This window comes from Nocardiopsis sp. NPDC057823, assembly GCF_042797335.1.
GTDB lineage: Bacteria > Actinomycetota > Actinomycetes > Streptosporangiales > Streptosporangiaceae > Nocardiopsis > Nocardiopsis changdeensis.
Map to the genome: position 1 here is coordinate 828,897 of NZ_JBHVLR010000001.1, position 18,890 is coordinate 847,786.

The 18,890-nt window shown below is 71.9% G+C and carries 17 protein-coding genes; 8 read left to right on the forward strand and 9 right to left on the reverse strand.

What is annotated here, in order from left to right; all coding sequences use genetic code 11:
- Window positions 1-165: 165 nt before the first annotated feature.
- Window positions 166-369 carry a cold-shock protein gene (locus ACFVNO_RS03805; protein ID WP_355256980.1) on the forward strand — a complete coding sequence of 68 codons (204 nt, stop codon included), beginning with the start codon at window positions 166-168 and terminating at the stop codon, window positions 367-369.
- A gap of 181 nt (window positions 370-550) precedes the next feature.
- Here the strand turns inward: ACFVNO_RS03805 and ACFVNO_RS03810 are convergent, their stop codons facing one another.
- On the reverse strand, window positions 551-2,320 hold the full coding sequence (locus ACFVNO_RS03810) for an FAD-dependent oxidoreductase (protein ID WP_378888965.1): 1,770 nt from the start codon (window positions 2,318-2,320) through the stop codon (window positions 551-553).
- A 280-nt stretch (window positions 2,321-2,600) separates the two neighbouring features.
- On the opposite strand from ACFVNO_RS03810, the gene ACFVNO_RS03815 reads away from it, so the two are divergent.
- Window positions 2,601-3,137, forward strand: a complete 537-nt coding sequence (locus tag ACFVNO_RS03815; RefSeq protein ID WP_378888968.1) for a hypothetical protein — start codon at window positions 2,601-2,603, stop codon at window positions 3,135-3,137.
- Between the two features lie 66 nt (window positions 3,138-3,203).
- On the opposite strand, the gene ACFVNO_RS03820 is transcribed toward ACFVNO_RS03815, so the two are convergent.
- From ACFVNO_RS03820 to ACFVNO_RS03845, 6 genes are all read right to left on the reverse strand, one after another.
- A complete protein-coding gene (locus ACFVNO_RS03820; protein ID WP_355256989.1) occupies window positions 3,204-3,956 on the reverse strand; it encodes an MIP/aquaporin family protein in 753 nt (250 codons plus the stop codon).
- Between the two features lie 201 nt (window positions 3,957-4,157).
- Window positions 4,158-5,654 (reverse strand): glycerol kinase GlpK, encoded by a 1,497-nt coding sequence (glpK, locus tag ACFVNO_RS03825; protein WP_220565177.1) that lies wholly within the window; start codon window positions 5,652-5,654, stop codon window positions 4,158-4,160.
- Window positions 5,655-6,163: 509 nt separating this feature from the next.
- Window positions 6,164-6,949: an IclR family transcriptional regulator gene (locus ACFVNO_RS03830; RefSeq protein WP_220565179.1), complete on the reverse strand. Its 786-nt coding sequence runs from the start codon at window positions 6,947-6,949 to the stop codon at window positions 6,164-6,166.
- Between the two features lie 181 nt (window positions 6,950-7,130).
- Window positions 7,131-8,138, reverse strand: a complete 1,008-nt coding sequence (locus ACFVNO_RS03835) for a GntG family PLP-dependent aldolase (protein ID WP_355256994.1) — start codon at window positions 8,136-8,138, stop codon at window positions 7,131-7,133.
- A gap of 59 nt (window positions 8,139-8,197) precedes the next feature.
- Window positions 8,198-8,656: a MarR family winged helix-turn-helix transcriptional regulator gene (locus ACFVNO_RS03840; RefSeq protein ID WP_378888976.1), complete on the reverse strand. Its 459-nt coding sequence runs from the start codon at window positions 8,654-8,656 to the stop codon at window positions 8,198-8,200.
- Between the two features lie 2 nt (window positions 8,657-8,658).
- A complete protein-coding gene (locus ACFVNO_RS03845; protein ID WP_220565185.1) occupies window positions 8,659-9,291 on the reverse strand; it encodes a DJ-1/PfpI family protein in 633 nt (210 codons plus the stop codon).
- A gap of 593 nt (window positions 9,292-9,884) precedes the next feature.
- On the opposite strand from ACFVNO_RS03845, the gene ACFVNO_RS03850 reads away from it, so the two are divergent.
- Entirely contained in the window at window positions 9,885-11,261 is a 1,377-nt protein-coding gene (locus tag ACFVNO_RS03850) for a GntP family permease (RefSeq protein WP_355257001.1), read from the forward strand.
- A 16-nt stretch (window positions 11,262-11,277) separates the two neighbouring features.
- On the opposite strand, the gene ACFVNO_RS03855 is transcribed toward ACFVNO_RS03850, so the two are convergent.
- Window positions 11,278-12,006, reverse strand: coding sequence for a FadR/GntR family transcriptional regulator (locus tag ACFVNO_RS03855; RefSeq protein WP_220565189.1), 729 nt, complete (start codon window positions 12,004-12,006; stop codon window positions 11,278-11,280).
- A 108-nt stretch (window positions 12,007-12,114) separates the two neighbouring features.
- On the opposite strand from ACFVNO_RS03855, the gene ACFVNO_RS03860 reads away from it, so the two are divergent.
- Window positions 12,115-12,624, forward strand: a complete 510-nt coding sequence (locus tag ACFVNO_RS03860; protein ID WP_355257005.1) for a gluconokinase — start codon at window positions 12,115-12,117, stop codon at window positions 12,622-12,624.
- A gap of 44 nt (window positions 12,625-12,668) precedes the next feature.
- A complete protein-coding gene (locus ACFVNO_RS03865; protein WP_378888982.1) occupies window positions 12,669-14,138 on the forward strand; it encodes a hypothetical protein in 1,470 nt (489 codons plus the stop codon).
- 95 nt (window positions 14,139-14,233) lie between these two features.
- Here ACFVNO_RS03865 and ACFVNO_RS03870 read toward each other — a convergent pair whose 3' ends face one another.
- Complete coding sequence (locus tag ACFVNO_RS03870; RefSeq protein ID WP_220565195.1) at window positions 14,234-14,623, reverse strand: hypothetical protein; 390 nt, start codon at window positions 14,621-14,623, stop codon at window positions 14,234-14,236.
- A gap of 380 nt (window positions 14,624-15,003) precedes the next feature.
- Here ACFVNO_RS03870 and ACFVNO_RS03875 point away from each other — a divergent pair, with 380 nt between their 5' ends.
- The 3 genes from ACFVNO_RS03875 (at window position 15,004) to ACFVNO_RS03885 (ending at window position 18,888) form a co-directional block, all read left to right on the forward strand.
- Entirely contained in the window at window positions 15,004-16,671 is a 1,668-nt protein-coding gene (locus ACFVNO_RS03875; protein ID WP_378888985.1) for an ABC transporter substrate-binding protein, read from the forward strand.
- Window positions 16,672-16,834: 163 nt separating this feature from the next.
- Window positions 16,835-17,839, forward strand: a complete 1,005-nt coding sequence (locus tag ACFVNO_RS03880) for an ABC transporter permease (protein ID WP_220565197.1) — start codon at window positions 16,835-16,837, stop codon at window positions 17,837-17,839.
- Window positions 17,839-18,888, forward strand: coding sequence for an ABC transporter permease (locus ACFVNO_RS03885; protein WP_355257018.1), 1,050 nt, complete (start codon window positions 17,839-17,841; stop codon window positions 18,886-18,888). The genes ACFVNO_RS03880 and ACFVNO_RS03885 overlap by 1 nt, the downstream gene beginning before the upstream one ends.
- Window positions 18,889-18,890 lie beyond the last annotated feature (2 nt).

The window sequence follows — 18,890 nt, forward strand, 5'->3', positions numbered from 1 at the left end:
GGGTGCCTGTGGTACGTTCGAGGTGATTGTTAGTCGTTGAATTTCGCAGTTGGTGTCTTGCCCGCGGAGTTTGTGACCGGCGGGCGGTTTCCCTGGGGAGTCGGCTCGCGGCAATTACTCGGGCGCGAGGTTGCGCCCGATGTACACCGAGCTGAAGGAGACAACATGGCTCAGGGAACTGTGAAGTGGTTCAACGGCGAGAAGGGCTTCGGCTTCATCTCCCCCGACGACGGTGGCCCCGACGCCTTCGTTCACTACAGCGCCATCCAGGGCACGGGCTTCCGTAACCTGGAGGAGAACCAGCGCGTGGAGTTCGACATCGTCGCGGGCAACCGCGGCCCGCAGGCCGAGAACGTCGTCGCCATCTAACTCCTCGTGAGCTAGATCACCACGACTCGGGACGGCCCCGTCCGGAGGTCCTCGACCTCCCGGCGGGGCCGTCCTTCGTCTTCCCCGGGCGGGCCCGGGGTCGAGACGCGCGAAGGCCCCGGAGGGTCGGACCCTCCGGGGCCTTCGCATGTCCGGGGCGCCGGCCGGGCGCCCCGTCGGATCAGTGGACGGCGGGCACGGGCGCGCCGAGAAGCCGCTGGACGCGGGCCCGGACCTCGGGTGTCTCCAGGCCGCGTACGGTCACCGTGGTGCGGCGGCGCAGCACGTCGTCGACGGTCACCGCCCACTCGCGGTCGCGGGCGAACACCACCTGGGCCCACACGTCCGGGCCGTCGGGGTGGATGCGCTCGCCCAGCGCCGGGTCCTCGCGGATGAGCGCGGCGATGTCCAGGGCCAGGCTGCCGTAGTGGGAGGCCAGGTGGCGGGCCACCGGCGGCTCCATCCGGGCGCCCGGCTCGCGGTCGATCAGGATCCGCTGCGCCACCGCGTCCGGGCTGGCCAGCCCGGGCAGCGGGACGGTCCGCAGCGGGTCGGCCATCTCCTCGGCCAGCGGCACCGCGCGCACCTTGCGCAGTTCCTTCAGGACGGCCCGGCCGATGTGCCGGTAGGTCGTCCACTTGCCCCCGGCCACCGACAGCATGCCGCCGCGGCCCTGGGTGACCACCGTCTCGCGCTTGGCCGCGCTGGTGTCCCCGTCGCCGCCCGGCAGCACCCGCAGCCCGGCGAAGGCGTAGTCCACGTGGGAGGCGTCCAGGTAGGGCGCGTCGATGCCCAGCTCGGCCTCGCCCAGGATCTGCTCCACGTCGGCGGGCACCACGGCCACCTCGGCGGGGTCCCCGGTGTACTCCTCGTCGGTGGTGCCCAGCAGCAGGCGCCCCTCCCACGGGATGGCGAACGACACCCGGTGGCGGTCCACCGGGATGGTCAGCGCCGCCCGCCACGGCTCCGGGGTGCGCAGAACCAGGTGGGCCCCCTTGGACAGGCGCACGCTCGGGGCCGCCGCGGGGTCCTCCATCCGGCGCAGGCGGTCCACCCACGGGCCGGTGGCGTTGAGGACCAGGCGGGCGTCGACACCGAACTCCGTGCCGTCGGCGCGGTCGCGCAGCTCGGCACCGGTGACCCGGGTCCCGGTGCGGCGCAGGTCCACGACCTCCGCGTGGTTGAGGACGACGGCCCCCGCCTCGACCGCGGCCCGCACGGTCATGATCGCCATGCGGCTGTCGTTCATCTGGTGGTCGCCGTAGGCGGCGACCGACTTCAGGCCCTCGGTGCGCAGGCCCGGGGCCAGCCGGGCGGCCTGGGCCGGGGACAGCAGCCGCCCCATGCCGTCGCCGAACGCCGACAGCGCCGAGTACAGGAACACGCCCGCGCCCATCTTGGCCGCGCCGTGCGGGCCGCCCTCGTACACCGGCACCAGGAACGGCAGCGGGTTGACCAGGTGCGGGGCGACGGTGGTGGCCAGGGAACGGCGTTCGCGGTGGTTCTCGGCGACCAGCCTGAGGTTCCCGGTCTGGAGGTAGCGCAGGCCGCCGTGGACGAGCTTGGAGGAGGCGCTGGAGGTGGCGCCGGCGAAGTCGCCCGCGTCCACCATGGCGACCCGCAGGCCGGACTGGGCGGCGTTCCAGGCGACGGAGGTGCCCAGGATGCCCCCGCCGACGACGAGGAGGTCGAAGGTGCCGCGGGAGAGCTCGGTGCGGGTGCGCGCGCGGTCCGCGCCGCGGCCCGGCAGCGCGACGGCGGCGGACACCGGGGACAGGGCGTCCGGGGTGCCGGCGGTCTCCGCGGCGGGGGCTTCGGTGTCTCGGGCAGCGGGCACGGAGGCGTCGGGGCGCCGGTCGGCCGGGTCGGGCGTGGTCGTCATGGCCGGGTACTCCTCGGAGAGGGATGGCTGTGCGGCCGCCGGAACGGACTCCGCGTTCCGTGCGGACATCGCAAAGATCATACGACAATGCCGCACGCTGGTGGAGGGGGAGGGGGTCCCTGCGGTGTTCTCGTCATGCTTTCGGTGCACTTCCCGGATTCGGGGCGTGTTGGTGTGACGGTCGGTGTCCGGTGTGTGGCGTGGGGTTCCTGTGATGCGTCATTGTCGAACGCGGTTCCATGGGTCGGCCGTGGGCCGGGGCGTGGCCGACCGCGGGCACGGGCCGACGTCAACGCCCGGTGTGTGACCGGCGTCTCATTGGTGAGGGCGAAAGGAACGGGGGAGCACGATGCACGCAGGACGCGCACGGATCACGGCCGCGGCGGGGGCGGCGGCACTGGCGGCCGCGGCGGCGCTCGCCGGCGGGGCCGCCCACGCGGACGAGGGGGAGGATCCCCGCCCCTGCCGCAGCGACGACTTCCGGGTGACCGAGGTCGACCGGGGTGCGGCCGCCGGGACGATGTACGTCGAGTTCGGGTTGGACCGCACCGGGGACGGGGACCCCTGCCTGATGAGCGACCGGTTCGGCGTCCACTGGACCGACGTCCCCGGCGGGGACCGCGTGGGGGAGTGGGCCCGATACAGCGAGGAGATCCGGGACCCGTGGGTGGTGCCGGGCGACGGGCGCGCCCTGCTGACCATGGCCCGGCCCGATCCGGGGAACTTCGACCCGGGGGACTGCGGAGAGGTGCTCACCGCCACCGGGATCACCGTCTACCAGGAGTTCCACGGCGACCCGGGCGTGCACGGGGAGCTGAGCGCGCCGGTGCGGGTGTGCGAGCTGGAGGCGGGCGCCCCCTCCATGTCCGTGTCGCCGGACGGGTGATCCGGGACGGCGGGAGGGCGGCGGACACGGTCCGCCGCCCTCCCGCGTTCCCCGTGGCGGGGCCGCTCAGCCGCCGAAGCCGGTCAGCCTCCACACCCAGGCGCCGAGCACGCCGCCGATGAGCGGGGCCACCACCGGGATCCAGGCGTAGGACCAGTCCGAGGAGCCCTTGCCCGGGATGGGCAGCACCGCGTGCGCCAGCCGCGGGCCCAGGTCGCGGGCCGGGTTGATGGCGTACCCGGTCGGGCCGCCCAGGGACAGGCCGATGGCCAGCACCAGCAGGCCGACGAGCAGCGGGGCGATGCCGGTGGAGAACAGCCCCGACAGGTCGATGTCGCCCTGCGTCACGTGCCCGGAGTTGGCGCCGATGCCGAGCACGCCCAGGACCAGCATCGCGGTGCCGATGACCTCGGTGATGATGTTGGCGACCGGGTTGCGCACCGCGGGTGCCGTACTGAACACGCCCAGCTTGGTCGCCGGGTCCCCGGTCTCCTTCCAGTGCGGGAGGTAGGCCAGGTACACCAGCACCGCACCGGTGAACGCGCCGACCAGCTGGGCCGCCATGTAGCCCGGCACCAGTGCCCAGTCGAAGTCGCCGATGCTGGCCAGGCCCAGCGTCACCGCCGGGTTGAGGTGCGCGCCGCTGACCGTGCCGACCGTGTAGACGGCCATGGCCACCGCCATGCCCCAGCCGAACGTGATCACGATCCAGCCGCCGTTGAAGGCCTTGGACTTGGTGAGGGTGACGCCGGCGACGACGCCGCCGCCGAGGAGGATGAGGATCGCCGTGCCGAGGAACTCGGCGAGGTAAACAGACATGATGGCCTCCGCCCGTATGGGGCAGCCGGGTCACGGGGGCGGTGTCCGCCCGCGGACGCGGGCATGGTCGGACACACCCGTCACAGGGATGGGGTGGGTGGGGCCGCCCGCCGGGGAGGCCCGGTCCGCGCCCGGGGCCGCGGGGGTCGCGGGCCGGGCCCCGGGGCGCGGTCGTCGGGGGGACGGGTGGGTCCCGTCCGGTCACTTCTCGTCGTGCTCGACCCAGCCGAGGGTGCGCTTCACCGCCTTGTTCCAGTTGTGGTACTCCCGCTCGCGCACGGCGGGCTCCATCTCGGGCGTCCACTCGGCCGCCTTGTGCCAGTTGGCGCGCAGGGTCTCCACGTCGGGCCAGTAGCCCACGGCCAGGCCGGCCGCGTACGCGGCGCCCAGGCACGTGGTCTCGGCGACCATCGGGCGCACCACCTCGGCGTCCAGGACGTCGGACAGGATCTGCATGAGCAGGTTGTCCGCGGTCATGCCGCCGTCCACCTTCAGGGTGGTCAGCTCGATCTTGGAGTCGGCGTTCATCGCGTCGACGACCTCGCGGGTCTGCCAGGCGGTCGCCTCCAGGACGGCGCGGGCGATGTGGCCCTTGTTGACGTAGCCGGTCAGGCCCGCGATGACGCCGCGGGCGTCGCCGCGCCAGTGCGGGGCGAAGAGCCCGGAGAAGGCGGGGACGAAGTAGCAGCCGCCGTTGTCCTCCACGGTGCGGGCCAGCGTCTCGATCTCCGGGGCGGTGGAGATCAGGCCGAGGTTGTCGCGCAGCCACTGGACGAGCGAGCCGGTGACCGCGATCGAGCCCTCCAGCGCGTACACGGCCGGGGCGTCGCCCAGCTTGTAGCCCAGGGTGGTGAGCAGGCCGTTCTCGGAGGTGACGGGCTCGGTGCCGGTGTTCATCACCAGGAAGGTGCCGGTGCCGTAGGTGCCCTTGACGTCGCCCGGGTCGAAGCAGGTCTGGCCGAACAGGGCGGCGTGCTGGTCGCCCAGGGAAGAGGCGACCGGCACACCCTCCAGGTACCCGCGGGCCTGGCCGTAGACCTCCGAGGACGAGCGGATCTCCGGCAGCACGGCCGCCGGGATGCCCATGGCGTCGAGGATCTCGGAGTCCCACTCCAGGGTGGCCAGGTTCATCAGCATGGTGCGGCTGGCGTTGGTCACGTCGGTGACGTGGCGGCCGGTCAGCTTCCAGATGATCCAGGTGTCCATGGTGCCGAAGAGGACCTCGCCGCGTTCGGCGCGCTCGCGCAGGCCGTCGACGTTGTCCAGCAGCCAGCGCAGCTTGGGGCCGGAGAAGTAGGTGGCCAGCGGCAGGCCGCAGGCGGCGCGGAAGCGGTCCTGGCCCTCGTCGGCGCCGAGTTCGCGGACCAGGGCGTCGGTGCGGGTGTCCTGCCAGACGATGGCGTTGTGGACCGGCTCGCCGGTCTCCTTGTCCCAGACGACGGTGGTCTCGCGCTGGTTGGTGATGCCGATGGCGGCGACCTGGTCGGGGGTGATGTCGCTCTTCTCCAGGGCGTTCTGGACGACGACCTCGACGTTGGTCCAGATCTCCTGGGCGTCGTGCTCGACCCAGCCGGGCTTGGGGAAGATCTGCCGGTGCTCGCGCTGGTCGACCGAGACGATGCGGCCGTCCCGGTCGAAGAGGATGCAGCGACTCGATGTGGTGCCCTGGTCGATCGCGGCGACGTACTGCTGACTCATCGGATGCTCTCGCCTTCAGTGGAGGGCTCGGGAACGGGGACGGACACGCGCGAACAACGGGCTATACCCGCACGTTGTACGACATTGACGTATGAGTAGGCGTTAGTTTCATCCGCTTTTCCCACCTGTGTCAAGACGGCGTGACGCAATCGTGTCGCGTGGGTCACGTACCCTCGCGAACACCGTGACAACACCTCGGGGCTGCGGCGAAGTCGCCGCGCCCGCCGTTCGCCGCAGGGGAACGCCGACAGGCCCGCAACGGCCCGACAACACCGGCCCCGAGGCCCGCCGCCGCGGCCGCCGCGCGGGGATCGCCGTGCAACACACCGCTGGAGCGCGCCTCCAGGGGTGGGCCAGCGGGACACCGGTGCGCGACGGCCTCCACGGGGCGCGTCGGCGGAGTGTGCGGGCAGGGGGCACAGAGGGGCGTGTCGGTGGGACACCGGTACGCGGGGCCTGCGCGGGGCACGTCGTGGAGTGCTCAGGTGGGACGTGCCGATGGGGGCGTGTCAGTAGGGGGTGGCGCCCAGTTCGCGGGAGATCGCGCGGGCGGCGTCGCGGACGTAGGACACCTGCTCCATGTCCAGCTTGTTGTCGGGCCCGCGCAGGCGTTCGACGGCGCCGCGCACCCCGATCGCCCCGACCGTGGTGCCCCGCCGGTCGCGGATGGGCGCGGCGATGGACACCTCGCCGTCCACCAGTTCCTCGGCCTCCCAGGCCCACCCGTTGTCGCGGACCTCCGCCAGCTGCTTCTCCAGCTCGCCGGGGGAGACGATCGTGAAGCGCGTGTAGGCGGGCAGGAACACCGGACCCTCCTCCACCGCGGTGTCCTCCAGCGGTGTGACCAGCGGGTCGAAGGCCATGAGGACCTTGCCCAGCGCGGTGGCGTGCAGCGGCAGCAGGGTGCCGACGTCCAGGGTCTGCCGGGAGGAGTCCGGGCGGAACACGTGGTGCACCACGAGCACCTGGCCCTGGTGCGGGGTGCCGATGCGCACGCTCTCACCGCTCCGGGAGGCCAGGGTGTCGGCCCAGTTCAGGGCGCGGGTGCGCAGCTCGTTGCCGTCGAGGTAGCGGGTGCCCAGGCTGAGCATGCCCCCGCCCAGCCGGTAGCGGCCGGACTCGGGGTCCTGCTCGACGAAGCCCACGTGCTGGAGGGTGCGCAGGATGCCCAGGACCGTGCCCTTGGGCAGTTCGAGAGAGCGGGAGATCTCCGCCAGGCTCAGCCCGCGGGCACCACCGGCCAGGAGGCGCAGGATGGCGGCCGCGCGTTCGATGGACTGGATTCTTCCCGGCATGGGGGTGCTACCACTCTCTAGTACGACAATGTCATACGCGCATGCTACTACGCGATGTGACGCCCGCCATGGGACGAGTGACATCGGATCGCGCGGAACGGCCCGCAGGGTCGCAACAGTGTAGTCGCCGGGCCTTCGGAGCCCGCGCCCGACGTGCACGGACGCGGGCGCGGGCGGCCGTTCACAGCTCGGCGGCGGCCTTGGCGATCGCCGTGGCGGCCTCGTCGACGTCACGGTCGGTGATCTCCAGGTGGACCACCAGGCGGATCGTCTCCGCGCCGATGTCCAGGGCCCGCACGCCGTGCCGGGCGAACGCCTCCCGGTAGGCGGCGGCCCGCCCCCGCGGGGTCTCCACCAGCACCATGTTGGTCTGCGCCCGCGCCCCGAGCCCGGGCACCCGGGCGATCCGCTCCGCCAGCAGCGCCGCCCGCGCGTGGTCCTGGGCCATCCGCTCCCGGTGGTGGCGCAGGGCGTACAGGGCGCCCGCCGCGATGATGCCGGCCTGGCGCATCCCCGCCCCCAGCAGCTTGCGGGCCCGCCGGGCCCGGGCGATGGTGGCGGCGTCCCCGGCCAGGGCTGAGCCCACCGGCGCGCCCAGCCCCTTGGAGAAGCACACCGACACCGAGTCGAACCCCTCGGCCACCTCGGCCGGGGAGACCTCCAGCGCCGCGGCGGCGTTCCACAGCCGGGCCCCGTCCAGGTGGGTCCGCAGCCCGTGGCGGTGCGCGAACCCGGTCACCCGGCGCTGCTCGGCCAGCGGGACCACCCGGCCGGTGAAGGTGTTCTCCAGCCACACCAGCGCGGGCTCGGCGCGGTGGACGTCGCCGCGCCCGGCGATCCACGACTCCAGCAGCTCGTCGGAGGGGACCGTGCCCTCGGAGTACAGCCGGGGCAGCGCCCGGGCCAGCACCGCGGTCGCCCCCTGCTCGTCCCCGATGAGGTGGTGGTGCTCGTGCGCCCACACCTCGTCGCCGCTGCGGACGGACACGTACAGGCCCAGCTGGTTGGCCATGTGCCCGGAGGTGACGTAGAGGGCGGCCTCCTTGCCGAGCAGGGAGGCGGTCTCCTCCTCCAGGGCGCGCACGGTGGGGTCCTCGCCGAAGACGTCGTCGCCCACCTCCGCCTCGGCCATGGCCCGGCGCATGGCGGAGGTGGGGCGGGTGACGGTGTCCGAGCGCAGGTCGATCATGGTCGCTTCCTCGAGAACGCGGCGGTGGGGTGTGCGACCGACGATACTGCCCGGCGGGTTCAGCCCCGCGGGCCGATCCTCTCCAGCGCCTCCGACAGCAGGCGCAGGGAGGCCAGCGCGTCCGCGGCGCCCTCCTCGCCGAGTTCGGCGATCAGCGCCTCGGCCAGCCGGCCGTGCGCCGGGTCGATCCGGCGCAGCGCGGCGATGCCCTCCCCGGTGGGGGCCAGGAGCTTGGCGCGGCTGTGCGCGGGGTTGGGCCGGTACTCGGCGAGCCCCTGCTCCACCAGCACGTCCGCGATGCGCTGCACGCTCTGCCGGGCGCTGCCGAGTTCGCGGGCGATGGCCGACACCGCCTTGGGCGCGTCGGTGACCGAGCCGAGCACCTGCCAGCGCGCGGCGGTCAGCCCCGCCGGTCTGGCCAGTTCCTCGGCCACCGACAGGAACTGGCCGTTGAGGCGGAAGACGGTGAGGGCGGTCCCGCTGAGCAGTTCGGCGCTGCGGAGGTCGGGCCGCGCCATGGTCAGGCCCCCTCCATCAGAGCGAAGTAGGCGCCGGCGTCGTGCTGGGCGTGCAGCCGGTACCAGGCGTCCAGCGTCCGGGGCGTGAACAGGTCCAGCTGGGCGAAGATCTCGCGGGCGAACTCGATCGGCGCGGTGGAGCCCGCGGTGATCAGCCCGTCGTCGGTGACGGCCAGGGCGTTGCGGTACCTGGCCGCGCCGGTGTAGCCGGTGGCCAGCAGGTACTCGGGCGCGGAGCTGGTGTGGTCGCGGTAGTCGAGCAGGCCCTCGCGGGCCAGGCCGGCGGTGGCCCCGCAGATCGCCGCCACCGGGACCCCGGCGTCGAGGAAGATCCCGGCGGCCGAGGCGAGGGAGGTCATCGACTCCGGGTCGACGTCCCAGGAGGCCGCGCCCGGCAGGATCAGCATCGCGCTGCTGGACGGCTTGAGCTGGGTGAGCGTGAGGTCGGGCAGGACGGTGACGCCGCCCATGGTGGTCACCGGGGCGCCGCTGAGCCCGACGGTGACGACGTCGTAGCGGCCCGGGGTGCGCTGCCACTCGCCGCTGCGGATGGTGGAGACGGCGTGGCCGATCTCCCAGTCTGCGAGCCCCTCGTAGACGGCGAGGTGGACGGTCTTCCTGCTCTCGGTGTTCATGACAACATCCTGTCATCCTGACAGCATGCTGTCAAGAGAGTAGGGGTGTGGGAATCAGAGTTCACGTGCATTCGATCGGGTGTCCATTGCCGGTTTCCGGGCGGAGTGTTCCGCGGGGCGCCCTGCGCCTGAAGAGCATGGTGAACCATCTTCCGGGCCCTGTGCTTTTCCGGGCGGTGAGGAAATTCGGATAGGCCCCTCTCCCAAACGGGAGTCCCTGATGTCTTCGCAGGTCGTTCGGGGTGTGGCGCGGGATTCGTCGTTATGTTCGGTCGCGCTTCGGGGGGCGTTCCGTCGGCGGGGGCGAGGGTCCGGATTTCGGTGGTTCGCGGGAAAAGTGGCGGAATGCGCGTTCGTGGTCCCGGGGTGCGCCCGCGAAGTGGAGTGTGACGGGGCTCACTCTCAATCGGGAACGCCCGTGTCATCGGGGGTGCGGGTGACCCGCATCTCGCTCGGGTCACAGAAGCCCACGCGGGTGTTCACAGAAGCTCACAAATGGTACTACCATTTCGTCCGCCTGCCTCGAGGACAGGCCGAGGTCGCGATGTCCGGCGACCCCGCACCTCCGACTCCGCTCACCGGAAGGCTCCGCTGTGGAGAACTTCACCCCCGTCTACGGGACGGGACCCCTCCTCGGGATCGCTGTCGGGGCCATCGCCCTGCTGCTCTTCCTGATCATCCGCCTGCGACTGCACGCCTTCATCGCGCTCGTCCTGGTCAGCCTGCTGACCGCGGTCGCCGCGGGGATCCCGGTCGCCGAGATCATGCCGACCCTCCTGGGCGGATTCGGCGGAACCCTCGCCAACGTCGCCCTGCTGGTCGGCCTCGGCGTCATGCTCGGCCGCATGCTGGAGGTCACCGGCGGCGCCGCCGTCCTGGCCGGGGCCCTCATCAGGGTCTTCGGCGAGAAGCGGGCGCCCCTGGCGCTGGGCGTCGCGTCGCTGCTCTTCGGCTTCCCGCTGTTCTTCGACGTCGGCCTCGTCGTCATGCTGCCGATCGTCTTCAGCGTCGCCCGCCGGGTCGGCGGCTCGGTCCTGACCTACACGCTGCCCACCGCGGGCGCCTTCGCGGTCATGCACGCCTTCGTGCCCCCGCACCCCGGGCCGGTCACCGCCGCCGTCGAGGTCGGCGCGGACATGGGCCTGGTGCTGCTGATCGGCCTCCTGCTGGCCATCCCCACCTGGTACCTGTCCAGCTACCTGTTCGGCCTGTGGATCGGCAAGCGCGTCGTGATCCCGGTGCCCGACGACATCATGTCCGACGGCACCGTCAAGCACGAGAACCCGCCGCACCTGGCCACCGTCGTCGGCCTGCTGCTCCTGCCGATGCTGCTGATCTTCGCCAACACCGGCGTCACCACCCTCGTCTCCACCGAGACCGTCCCCGCGGACGCGCTGTGGGTGCAGGTCTGCCAGCTCGTCGGCCAGACCCCCGTCGCCCTGCTCATCACCGTGCTGGTCGCCATGCTCGTGCTCAGCCGGGGCCGGTTCACCCGACAGGGCGTGGAGACGCTGGTCGGCGACTCCCTGGGCCCCGTCTGCGGCATCATCCTCATCACCGGCGCGGGCGGCATGTTCGGCATGGTCCTGCGCACCAGCGGCATCGGCGGCGCGCTCGCCGAGAGCCTGGACGCGATCGGGCTGCCGGTCATCGTGGCCGCGTTCGTGATCGCGCTCGCGCTGCGCGTCGCCCAGGGATCGGCCACCGTCGCCATCACCACGGCCGCCGGGCTCATCGCCCCCGCCGTGCAGGCGGCGGACGGGCTGTCGTCGATCGACCTGGCGCTGATCGTCATCGCCATCGCCTCCGGCGCCACCGCCCTGTCGCACGTCAACGACTCCGGGTTCTGGCTGGTCGGCCGGTTCCTGGGGATGGACGTCAAGACCACGCTCAAGACCTGGACCGTGATGGAGACCCTCATCGGCTTCATCGGGTTCGGCCTGGCCTTCGGGCTGAGCCTGGTGCTGTGACCCGGGACGGCCCGGCTCAGACGGGGAGGTCGTCCTCGTCGTTCCGGGTCGGGTCGTCCTCCAGGGCCTCGACGACCTCGGTGACGATGGCGCGCATGGCGGCCTCGGCCACGTCGGGCAGGCCGTCGCGGATGGCCTGGGCGACCGCCTTGTGCAGCCGCAGCGCCTCGGGGCGAGGGTGGCGGGGCATCAGGTCGTAGGAGGTGCGTCCCACGAGGACCTCCGACACCACCTGCGACAGGCCCACCAGCATCTCGTTGCCCGACAGCTCCAGGATCTGCCGGTGGAAGGCGATGTCCAGCTCGAGGAAGGTGTCCAGGTCGCCGGCGCGGCCGGTGCGGACCATCTCGTCGGCGACCACCACCAGGTGGGCGCGGGCCTGGGCGTCGCCGCGCTGGGCGGCCAGGGCGGCGGCGCCGGGTTCGACCGCGGAGCGCAGCTCGTTGAGGGAGCGCAGCTGCTCCATGCGGCCGGAACCGGCCAGCCGCCAGCGGATCAGCTGCGGGTCGAAGATGTTCCAGTCCGGCATCGGGCGCACCCGGATGCCGGTACGGGGCCTGCTGACCACCAGCCGCATCGACTCCAGCACCCGCACCGCCTCGCGTGCCACGGTCCGCGACACGCCGAAGTCCACCTCCAGCCCCTGGAGGGTGAACGTGTGGCCGGTGGCGTACTCGCCCGCGGCGATGGCGGGCCCGAGGACCGCCAGCACCCGGTTGTGCAGCGTGCGGTGATCTGTGCCCATCGTTCTCCCTGTTTCGACCGGGGGGTCAGGCTGAAGCCTAGCCGGATTGATTGATATCACTATTGATGGTGGAACTTGCGGTCGTGCAGGTCCCCACGAGGAGAAACCATGCACTTCGTCTTCATGGGCGTGTCGGGCAGCGGCAAGACCACCGTCGCCGAGCGCGTGGCCCGCGAACTCGGGCTCCCCTTCGCGGAGGCCGACGCCTTCCACCCCCGCGCCAACATCGACAAGATGGCGGCGGGGACCCCCCTCACCGACGGGGACCGCTGGCCCTGGCTGCGCGAGCTCGCCGGGTGGATCGCCGCCCACGACGCGCTGGGCGAGTCGACCGTGATGGCCTGCTCCGCGCTCAAGAGGTCCTACCGCGACCTGCTGCGCGAGGGGGCGCCGGGGGTGCACTTCCTGCACATGAGCGGGCCGGAGGAGGTCATCTGGGAGCGGATCGCCGCCCGGACGGACCACTTCATGCCGCCCGCGCTGCTGCGCTCCCAGCTGGAGACCCTGGAGCCCCTGGAGCCGGACGAGGCGGGGCGCGAGTTCGACGTCCGGTCGGACCCCGACGTGCTGGTCCGGGAGGCGCTGGCGTACGTGGAAACGGTGCTGCAACCCTCCTGACCTGCCGTCTTGCGTTGAATTGGGGGAAGCGGGACCCTTTCGTCATGCAAGATTCCGTTTCGTCCCCCGCAGCCTCCCCTGTGCGGCCCCCGCTGGACGTGCGGCAGACGTGTGTCCTGATGTTCGTCGCCGCCCCCGTGTACGGCCTGCTGGGCTACCTGACCTGGTCGCTTTTCTCGGCCGACATCCCCCAGGAGGTGGTGGGCGACCTGTGGATCCTGCTGGTCCTCACGATCCTGGCGGGTGTCGCGTCGGCGGGCCTGGCGGTGCCGGTCCGCCGCGGGGACCACGCCCTGTGGCGCACCTCCCAGGCGGTGGCCCTGTTCGTGCTGGGCGTCCCGCTGTTCGCGCTGCACATCGCCTCGAAGCTCGCGGTGACGCCGCTGCTGCTCGGGGCCCTCCTCGCGGCGGTGGTGGCCATCGTCATCAACATCGCCCTGTGGACCACCGAGGTCCGCCGCTGGTGCTCCCCGCGGCGCGCCCGCAACACCGCGAGCGCCGAGGAGGTCGAGGCCATCGCCGCCGCGGTCGCCGGACCCCGCACCCCCTCCGCCGGCGCCCCCGAGCCCGCCGTGACCCCCGAGGGCACCGCCGCCCCGGTCGCCGCCGCCATGGCGTCCGTGGCCGCGGGCGCCTCCGTGCCCGTGGACGGGCCCGAGCCGGTGGTGAGCGCCGACGCGCCCGAGCCCGCTGTCGCCCCTGAGCCCGCCGAGGCCGCGGTGGACACCGACACGTCCGAGCCGGTCGATCCTCCTGAGGCCGTCGAGGTTCCCGAAGCCGCTTCTGTGCCCGCCGAGGAGTCTGAGGCGGTGGCGAGCGCCGGTGTGACCGAGACCGCCGTGGACGCCGATGCCGACGAGGCTTCTGAGACCGCTGTGTCCGTGGTCGCTGATGCCGCCGAGGCCACGGCGGACACCGACACGCCTGAGCCGACCGTTACCCCTGGGCCTGCCGAGGACGGCACCGAGGTCGCCATGACCCCCGAGGACGCCGTCGCCCTGGTCTCCGCCGCTGTGGCGTTCGTGGACGAGTCCGAGTCGGCGGTGAGCACCGACGCGTCCGAGACGGCTGGTGCCCCCGAGTCCACCGAGGTCTCCGAGGCCGGTGTTCCTGGGCCCGTGGACACCCCCACCCCCGCGGACGAGGAGGCGACCACGGACGCCGACGCGTCCGAGTCGGCTGATGTCCCTGAGCCCGTCGAGGCGGCCGGTGCCGAGGATGTCCCTGAGGCTGCCGTGGCATCCGGGGCCACCGATGCGTCCGGGACTGCGGACGATGCCGGAACCGCCGAGGTCTCCGCGACCACGGACGATGTCGAGGCGCCTGCGTCCGCCGAGGGCGCTGCCGTCGGGGCCGCGGACACCCCTGCCCCTGTGGACGAGGTGGCGTCCGTGACCACGGACGGCGCCGAGGCCACCGCGTCTGCCGGGTCCGAGGGGGCGGACGCGTCCCCGGAGGGCGACGGCGGGAAGGACGCCGAGCCGGCCGGGGGCGGCTCCGACAAGAAGAAGTAGACCGAGACCGACCGAAACGGGGGACCGGCGTGGCCGGTCCCCCGTTCTCGTGCGCCCGTTCCGCGGGGCGGCCGGGTCAGGAGCCCCCCGCGGGGTCAGTCCTCGTCGTCGGCGAGGGCGTGCAGGCGGGCGAGGTGGTCGCTGTCGTCGTCGCCGTGGCGTTCCACGTAGGCCTCGCGGGCCTCGTCGGCGATGTCGGCGCTCTCGTCCTCGAAGCCGTAGTCGCCGAGGTCGTCGAGCAGGTCGATGGCGCGGTGCAGCGGGTCGTCGTCATCGGGCTCCTCCGCGGGGAGGTGCTGTACGACGGCGGCGAGGAGGACCGCCCGGGCGTCGTCCACGGCGCTCTCCGAGCCCGCGGCGGCGGTCAGCCGGATCCGCGTGATGGGGTCGTCGTCCGCGGCGAGCATGAGCTGTTCGGCCAGCCAGGCGCTGTCCTGGCCTTCGAGGAACGCGGTCAGTGCCGCGTCGTCAAGGGGAGTGGTCACCCGGAAGATGATAGGCCCGCCCGCGCCCTGCCCGAGCTCACGACCCAAGTCCCGATATAGACAAAAGGCAGACAAAACAGTCATTCGCCCCATGATCCAATACCATGTTCCATCATTGTTTCCCAGACCCCGAAAAAGATGAATCCCGTGTTACCCCGGGATCATCCGCAGTTCTCTCAGGTCACTCCCGTAACGCCGGTATCGGAGTTTCGGTCCCGCCTGAACAAGGCGGTCAACAAAACACACCTATGGATCACGCCACAGATCTGAAACGGTTGTATTAATACCCGGACGTCTACCTTCCCCGCTGGTACGGGCCCGGTCTAGGGTCCTCTCAATCAACCCCCGGGCACAGGCGCCCACCCCCCACAGAGGTGGACATGTTCACGAAGACTTCCAGGAAACCGGCGGCCCTCCTGGCCGCGGCGGTGTCCGTGATGCTGTTGGCGACAGCGTGCGCGGAGAGTGAGCGGGACCCCGAAGGCGACTCCTCCGCGCCGTTCGTATTCGGATCCGCGGGCGACATCAAATCCCTCGACCCGTTCCTCGCGAGCGACGGGGAGACCTTCCGCTACAGCCGCCAGGTCTACGAGACCCTCCTCGAACACGAATCCGGCGGCAGCGAGATCGTGGGCGGCCTCGCCGAGACCTGGGAACAGTCCGAGGACGGCACCGAGTGGACGTTCAACCTCCGCGAGGGCGTCGTCTTCCACGACGGCGACGAGCTGACGGCCGAGGTCGTCTGCGCCAACTTCGACCGGTGGCACAACCTCTCCGGTGCCTGGCAGAGCTCCAACAACTCCTACTACTGGCAGGCCATCTTCGGCGGCTTCGCGGAGAACGAGGACGAGGGGCTGCCCGAGTCCCGCTACGTCTCCTGTGAGGCCACCGACGAGCTCACCGCCGTCATCACCATCTCGGAGTACTCCTCCATCTTCCCGGGCGGCTTCAGCCTCGCGGCGTTCGGCATCCTGAGCCCCACCAGCCTGGAGACCATCGCCGAGGCCGAGATCACCGGCGAGGAGGGCAGCTACACCCTGCCCGAGTACACCAGGGAGCCGGGCGCCATCGCGGGCACCGGCCCGTTCACGGCCGAGGCCTGGAACCGCGACCAGGCCGAGGTCACGCTCCAGCGCTTCGACGACTACTGGGGCGAGCCCGCCGGGTTCGAGACCATGATCCTGCGCGCCATCCCCGACGAGACGGCCCGCCGCCAGGCCCTGGAGGCCGGTGACATCCACGGCTACGACCTGGTCGCCCCGGCCGACGTCGAGCCCCTCACCGAGGCCGGCTTCCAGGTCCCGACCCGCGACGTCTTCAACGTCCTCTACCTGGCCTTCCAGCAGGAGACCAGCGAGGAGCTGGCCGACATCCGGGTCCGGCAGGCCCTGGCCCACGCCGTCGACCGCCAGCGCATCGTCGACACCATCCTCCCGGCCGGCGGCGAGGTGGCGACCCAGTTCCACCCGAACACCCTCGACGGCTGGTCGGAGAACGTCACCACCTACGACTACGACCCGGAGAAGGCCGAGGAGCTGCTGGCCGAGGCGGGCCAGGAGGACCTCACCCTCGACTTCTGCTACCCGACCGAGGTCACCCGCCCCTACATGCCCGCCCCGCGCGACATCTTCGACGTCATCAGCCAGGACCTCGAGAGCGTCGGCGTCACCGTCGAGCCGAAGTCCTTCGAGTGGACCGAGTACGTCCCCAACACCGACAGCGGCGAGTGCTCCCTGTACCTGCTGGGCTGGACCGGCGACTACAACGACGCCTACAACTTCCTGGGCACCTGGTTCTCCGTGAAGAACGACGCCTGGGGCATGGACGAGCCCGAGCTGTTCGACGCCATGGCCGAGGCCAGCTCCAACCCGGACACCGAGGAGCGCGTCGCCGCCTACCAGGGCCTGAACGAGCAGATCATGGAGATCCTGCCGGGCCTGCCCATCTCCAGCTCCCCGCCGTCCATCGTGTTCGCGGAGAACGTGAACCCGCCGAACGTCAGCCCGCTCACCCAGGAGGACTTCTCGGAGGGTTCCTGGAAGGAGTGACCCGCACGGCCCCGTGACCCGGGGCCTCGGAAGACCGCCTCCCGCACCGCGGGAGGGGGAGGCCCGGCCGATCCGTCCCCCGGTCGGCCGGGCCCCGTCCATGTCGACCCCGCCCCCGACCGGGCGGGGGAAGCCTCACCCTCCACTGGCGAAAGGCGGCGAAGTGCTGCGTTTCATCGTCAGGCGTACTCTGCAACTGATCCCGACCCTGGGCGGTCTGTCGATCCTGTTGTTCATCTGGCTCCAACGCCTACCCGGCGGGCCCGAGTACGCCCTCCTCCCCGACGACGCGACCGACGAGCAGCGGGCCCAGCTGCGTCGCGCCCTCGGTCTGGACGAACCCCTCACCGTCCAGTACGTGCGGTTCCTGCGCAACATCCTCCAGGGGGACCTGGGGACCTCCCTGCAGACCGGGCAGCCGGTCATGGAGGAGTTCTTCACCCGTTTCCCGGCCACGTTCGAGCTGTCGGTCACCGCGATCCTCATCGCGGTCGCCGTCGGCATCCCGCTCGGCTACCTGGCCGCCCGCCGCCGCGGCGGGATCCTCGACTTCGCCGCCGTCGGCGGCTCCCTGCTCGGCATCTGCACGCCGGTGTTCTTCCTCGCCTTCATCCTGAAGGTGGTCTTCGCCGAACGCCTGGGCCTGTTCCCGTCGGCGTTCCGGCTCTCCCCGGGGCTGAGCCGCACCGACCTGAGCGGGTTCGTCATCCTCGACGGCCTGCGCACGGGCGAACTCGACGTCGTGTGGGACGCCCTGATGCACCTGGTGCTCCCGGGCCTGGCGCTGGCCTCCATCCCGCTGGCCGTCATCGTCCGGATGACCCGGGCCAGCGTCCTGGAGGTCCTGGACGAGGACTACGTGCGCACCGCCAACGCCAAGGGCCTGTACCGCCGGACGGTCCGCGGCCGCCACGTGCTGCGCAACGCGATGCTGCCGGTGGTCACCGCCATCGGCCTGCTCACGGGCAGCCTGTTCGCCGGCGCGGTCCTCACCGAGAGCGTGTTCGCGTTCCCCGGCGTCGGCTCGTTCGTGTACGCGGCGACCCAGACCCGCGACTACCCGGTCCTGACCGGGTTCATCCTGCTCATCGCCACCATGTACGTGCTGATCAACCTGCTGGTGGACATCTCCTACAGCCTCCTCGACCCGAGAGTGCGGGCCCAGTGATGCCGACGACACCCAACGCGCAGAACCCGTCGGACGACCCGGGGACCCCGGACACCGGCCCCGCCCGCCAGGACGGGGGCGGCACCTCCCTGCTCACCCGCAAGGCCGACAGGATCGACCGGCTCGCGGAGCTCATGGGCCCCCGCGACGACGGCTCCGGCGGCGCGGGCATCTGGCGCACCGCGTTCCGCCGCCTGCGCCGCAGCCCCATGGCGATCTCCGGCGCGGTCATCGTCGCCGTTTTCGTCCTCATCGCCCTGTTCGCCCCGCTCATCGCCCCCTACTCGGCCACCGCGCAGACCTGGGGCGGGGAGGTCTTCCCCAACCAGAACATCTTCGTCGGCCCGCGGGCCGAGAACTGGCTGGGCCTGGACAACCTGGGCCGCGACCAGTTCTCCCGCATGGTGATCGGCGCCCGCCAGACCCTCCTGGTCGGCGTCGTGGCGACCCTGGTCGGATTCGGCGTCGGGGCCCTGATCGGCGGCACCGCCGGCGCCGCGGCCACCCTGGGCGGGCGCTGGGGCCGGGTCGTCGACAACGTCATCATGCGCGTCATCGACATGATGCTGGCGCTGCCCACCCTGCTGCTGGCGGTCACCGTGGCGGCCCTGATCGGGGCCAGCCTCACCACGGTCATGCTCGCGGTCGGCATCGCCCAGGTGCCGGTCTTCGCCCGCCTGCTGCGCGGCGCGATGATCGCCCAGGGCAACCGCGACTACGTGCTCGCCGCCCGGGCGCTGGGGGTGCGCACCCACAAGATCGCCCTCACGCACATCCTGCCCAACTCCCTGGGGCCGGTCATCGTGCAGTCCACGCTCACCCTGGCCACCGCCATCATCGACGCGGCGGCCCTGTCCTACCTGGGCCTGGGCAACCCCGACCCGTCCTTCCCCGAGTGGGGGACGATGCTCGCCGACGCGCAGCGGTTCCTCTCCAGCGCTCCCCAGCTGGCCGTCTACCCGGCGCTGGCCATCATCGTCACCGCGCTGGGCTTCACCCTGCTCGGTGAGGCGATGCGCGAGGCCCTCGACCCGAAGCTGAGGAAGTAAGC

What these genes read in the sequence shown, in the direction of transcription:
- ACFVNO_RS03805 (WP_355256980.1), top strand. Translation starts at nt 166, where the DNA reads ATGGCTCAGGGAACTGTGAAGTGGTTCAACGGCGAGAAGGGCTTCGGC.
- ACFVNO_RS03810 (WP_378888965.1), bottom strand. Translation starts at nt 2,320, where the DNA reads ATGTCCGCACGGAACGCGGAGTCCGTTCCGGCGGCCGCACAGCCATCC.
- ACFVNO_RS03815 (WP_378888968.1), top strand. Translation starts at nt 2,601, where the DNA reads ATGCACGCAGGACGCGCACGGATCACGGCCGCGGCGGGGGCGGCGGCA.
- ACFVNO_RS03820 (WP_355256989.1), bottom strand. Translation starts at nt 3,956, where the DNA reads ATGTCTGTTTACCTCGCCGAGTTCCTCGGCACGGCGATCCTCATCCTC.
- glpK (WP_220565177.1), bottom strand. Translation starts at nt 5,654, where the DNA reads ATGAGTCAGCAGTACGTCGCCGCGATCGACCAGGGCACCACATCGAGT.
- ACFVNO_RS03830 (WP_220565179.1), bottom strand. Translation starts at nt 6,949, where the DNA reads ATGCCGGGAAGAATCCAGTCCATCGAACGCGCGGCCGCCATCCTGCGC.
- ACFVNO_RS03835 (WP_355256994.1), bottom strand. Translation starts at nt 8,138, where the DNA reads ATGATCGACCTGCGCTCGGACACCGTCACCCGCCCCACCTCCGCCATG.
- ACFVNO_RS03840 (WP_378888976.1), bottom strand. Translation starts at nt 8,656, where the DNA reads ATGGCGCGGCCCGACCTCCGCAGCGCCGAACTGCTCAGCGGGACCGCC.
- ACFVNO_RS03845 (WP_220565185.1), bottom strand. Translation starts at nt 9,291, where the DNA reads ATGAACACCGAGAGCAGGAAGACCGTCCACCTCGCCGTCTACGAGGGG.
- ACFVNO_RS03855 (WP_220565189.1), bottom strand. Translation starts at nt 12,006, where the DNA reads ATGGGCACAGATCACCGCACGCTGCACAACCGGGTGCTGGCGGTCCTC.
- ACFVNO_RS03860 (WP_355257005.1), top strand. Translation starts at nt 12,115, where the DNA reads ATGCACTTCGTCTTCATGGGCGTGTCGGGCAGCGGCAAGACCACCGTC.
- ACFVNO_RS03865 (WP_378888982.1), top strand. Translation starts at nt 12,669, where the DNA reads ATGCAAGATTCCGTTTCGTCCCCCGCAGCCTCCCCTGTGCGGCCCCCG.
- ACFVNO_RS03875 (WP_378888985.1), top strand. Translation starts at nt 15,004, where the DNA reads ATGTTCACGAAGACTTCCAGGAAACCGGCGGCCCTCCTGGCCGCGGCG.
- ACFVNO_RS03885 (WP_355257018.1), top strand. Translation starts at nt 17,839, where the DNA reads ATGCCGACGACACCCAACGCGCAGAACCCGTCGGACGACCCGGGGACC.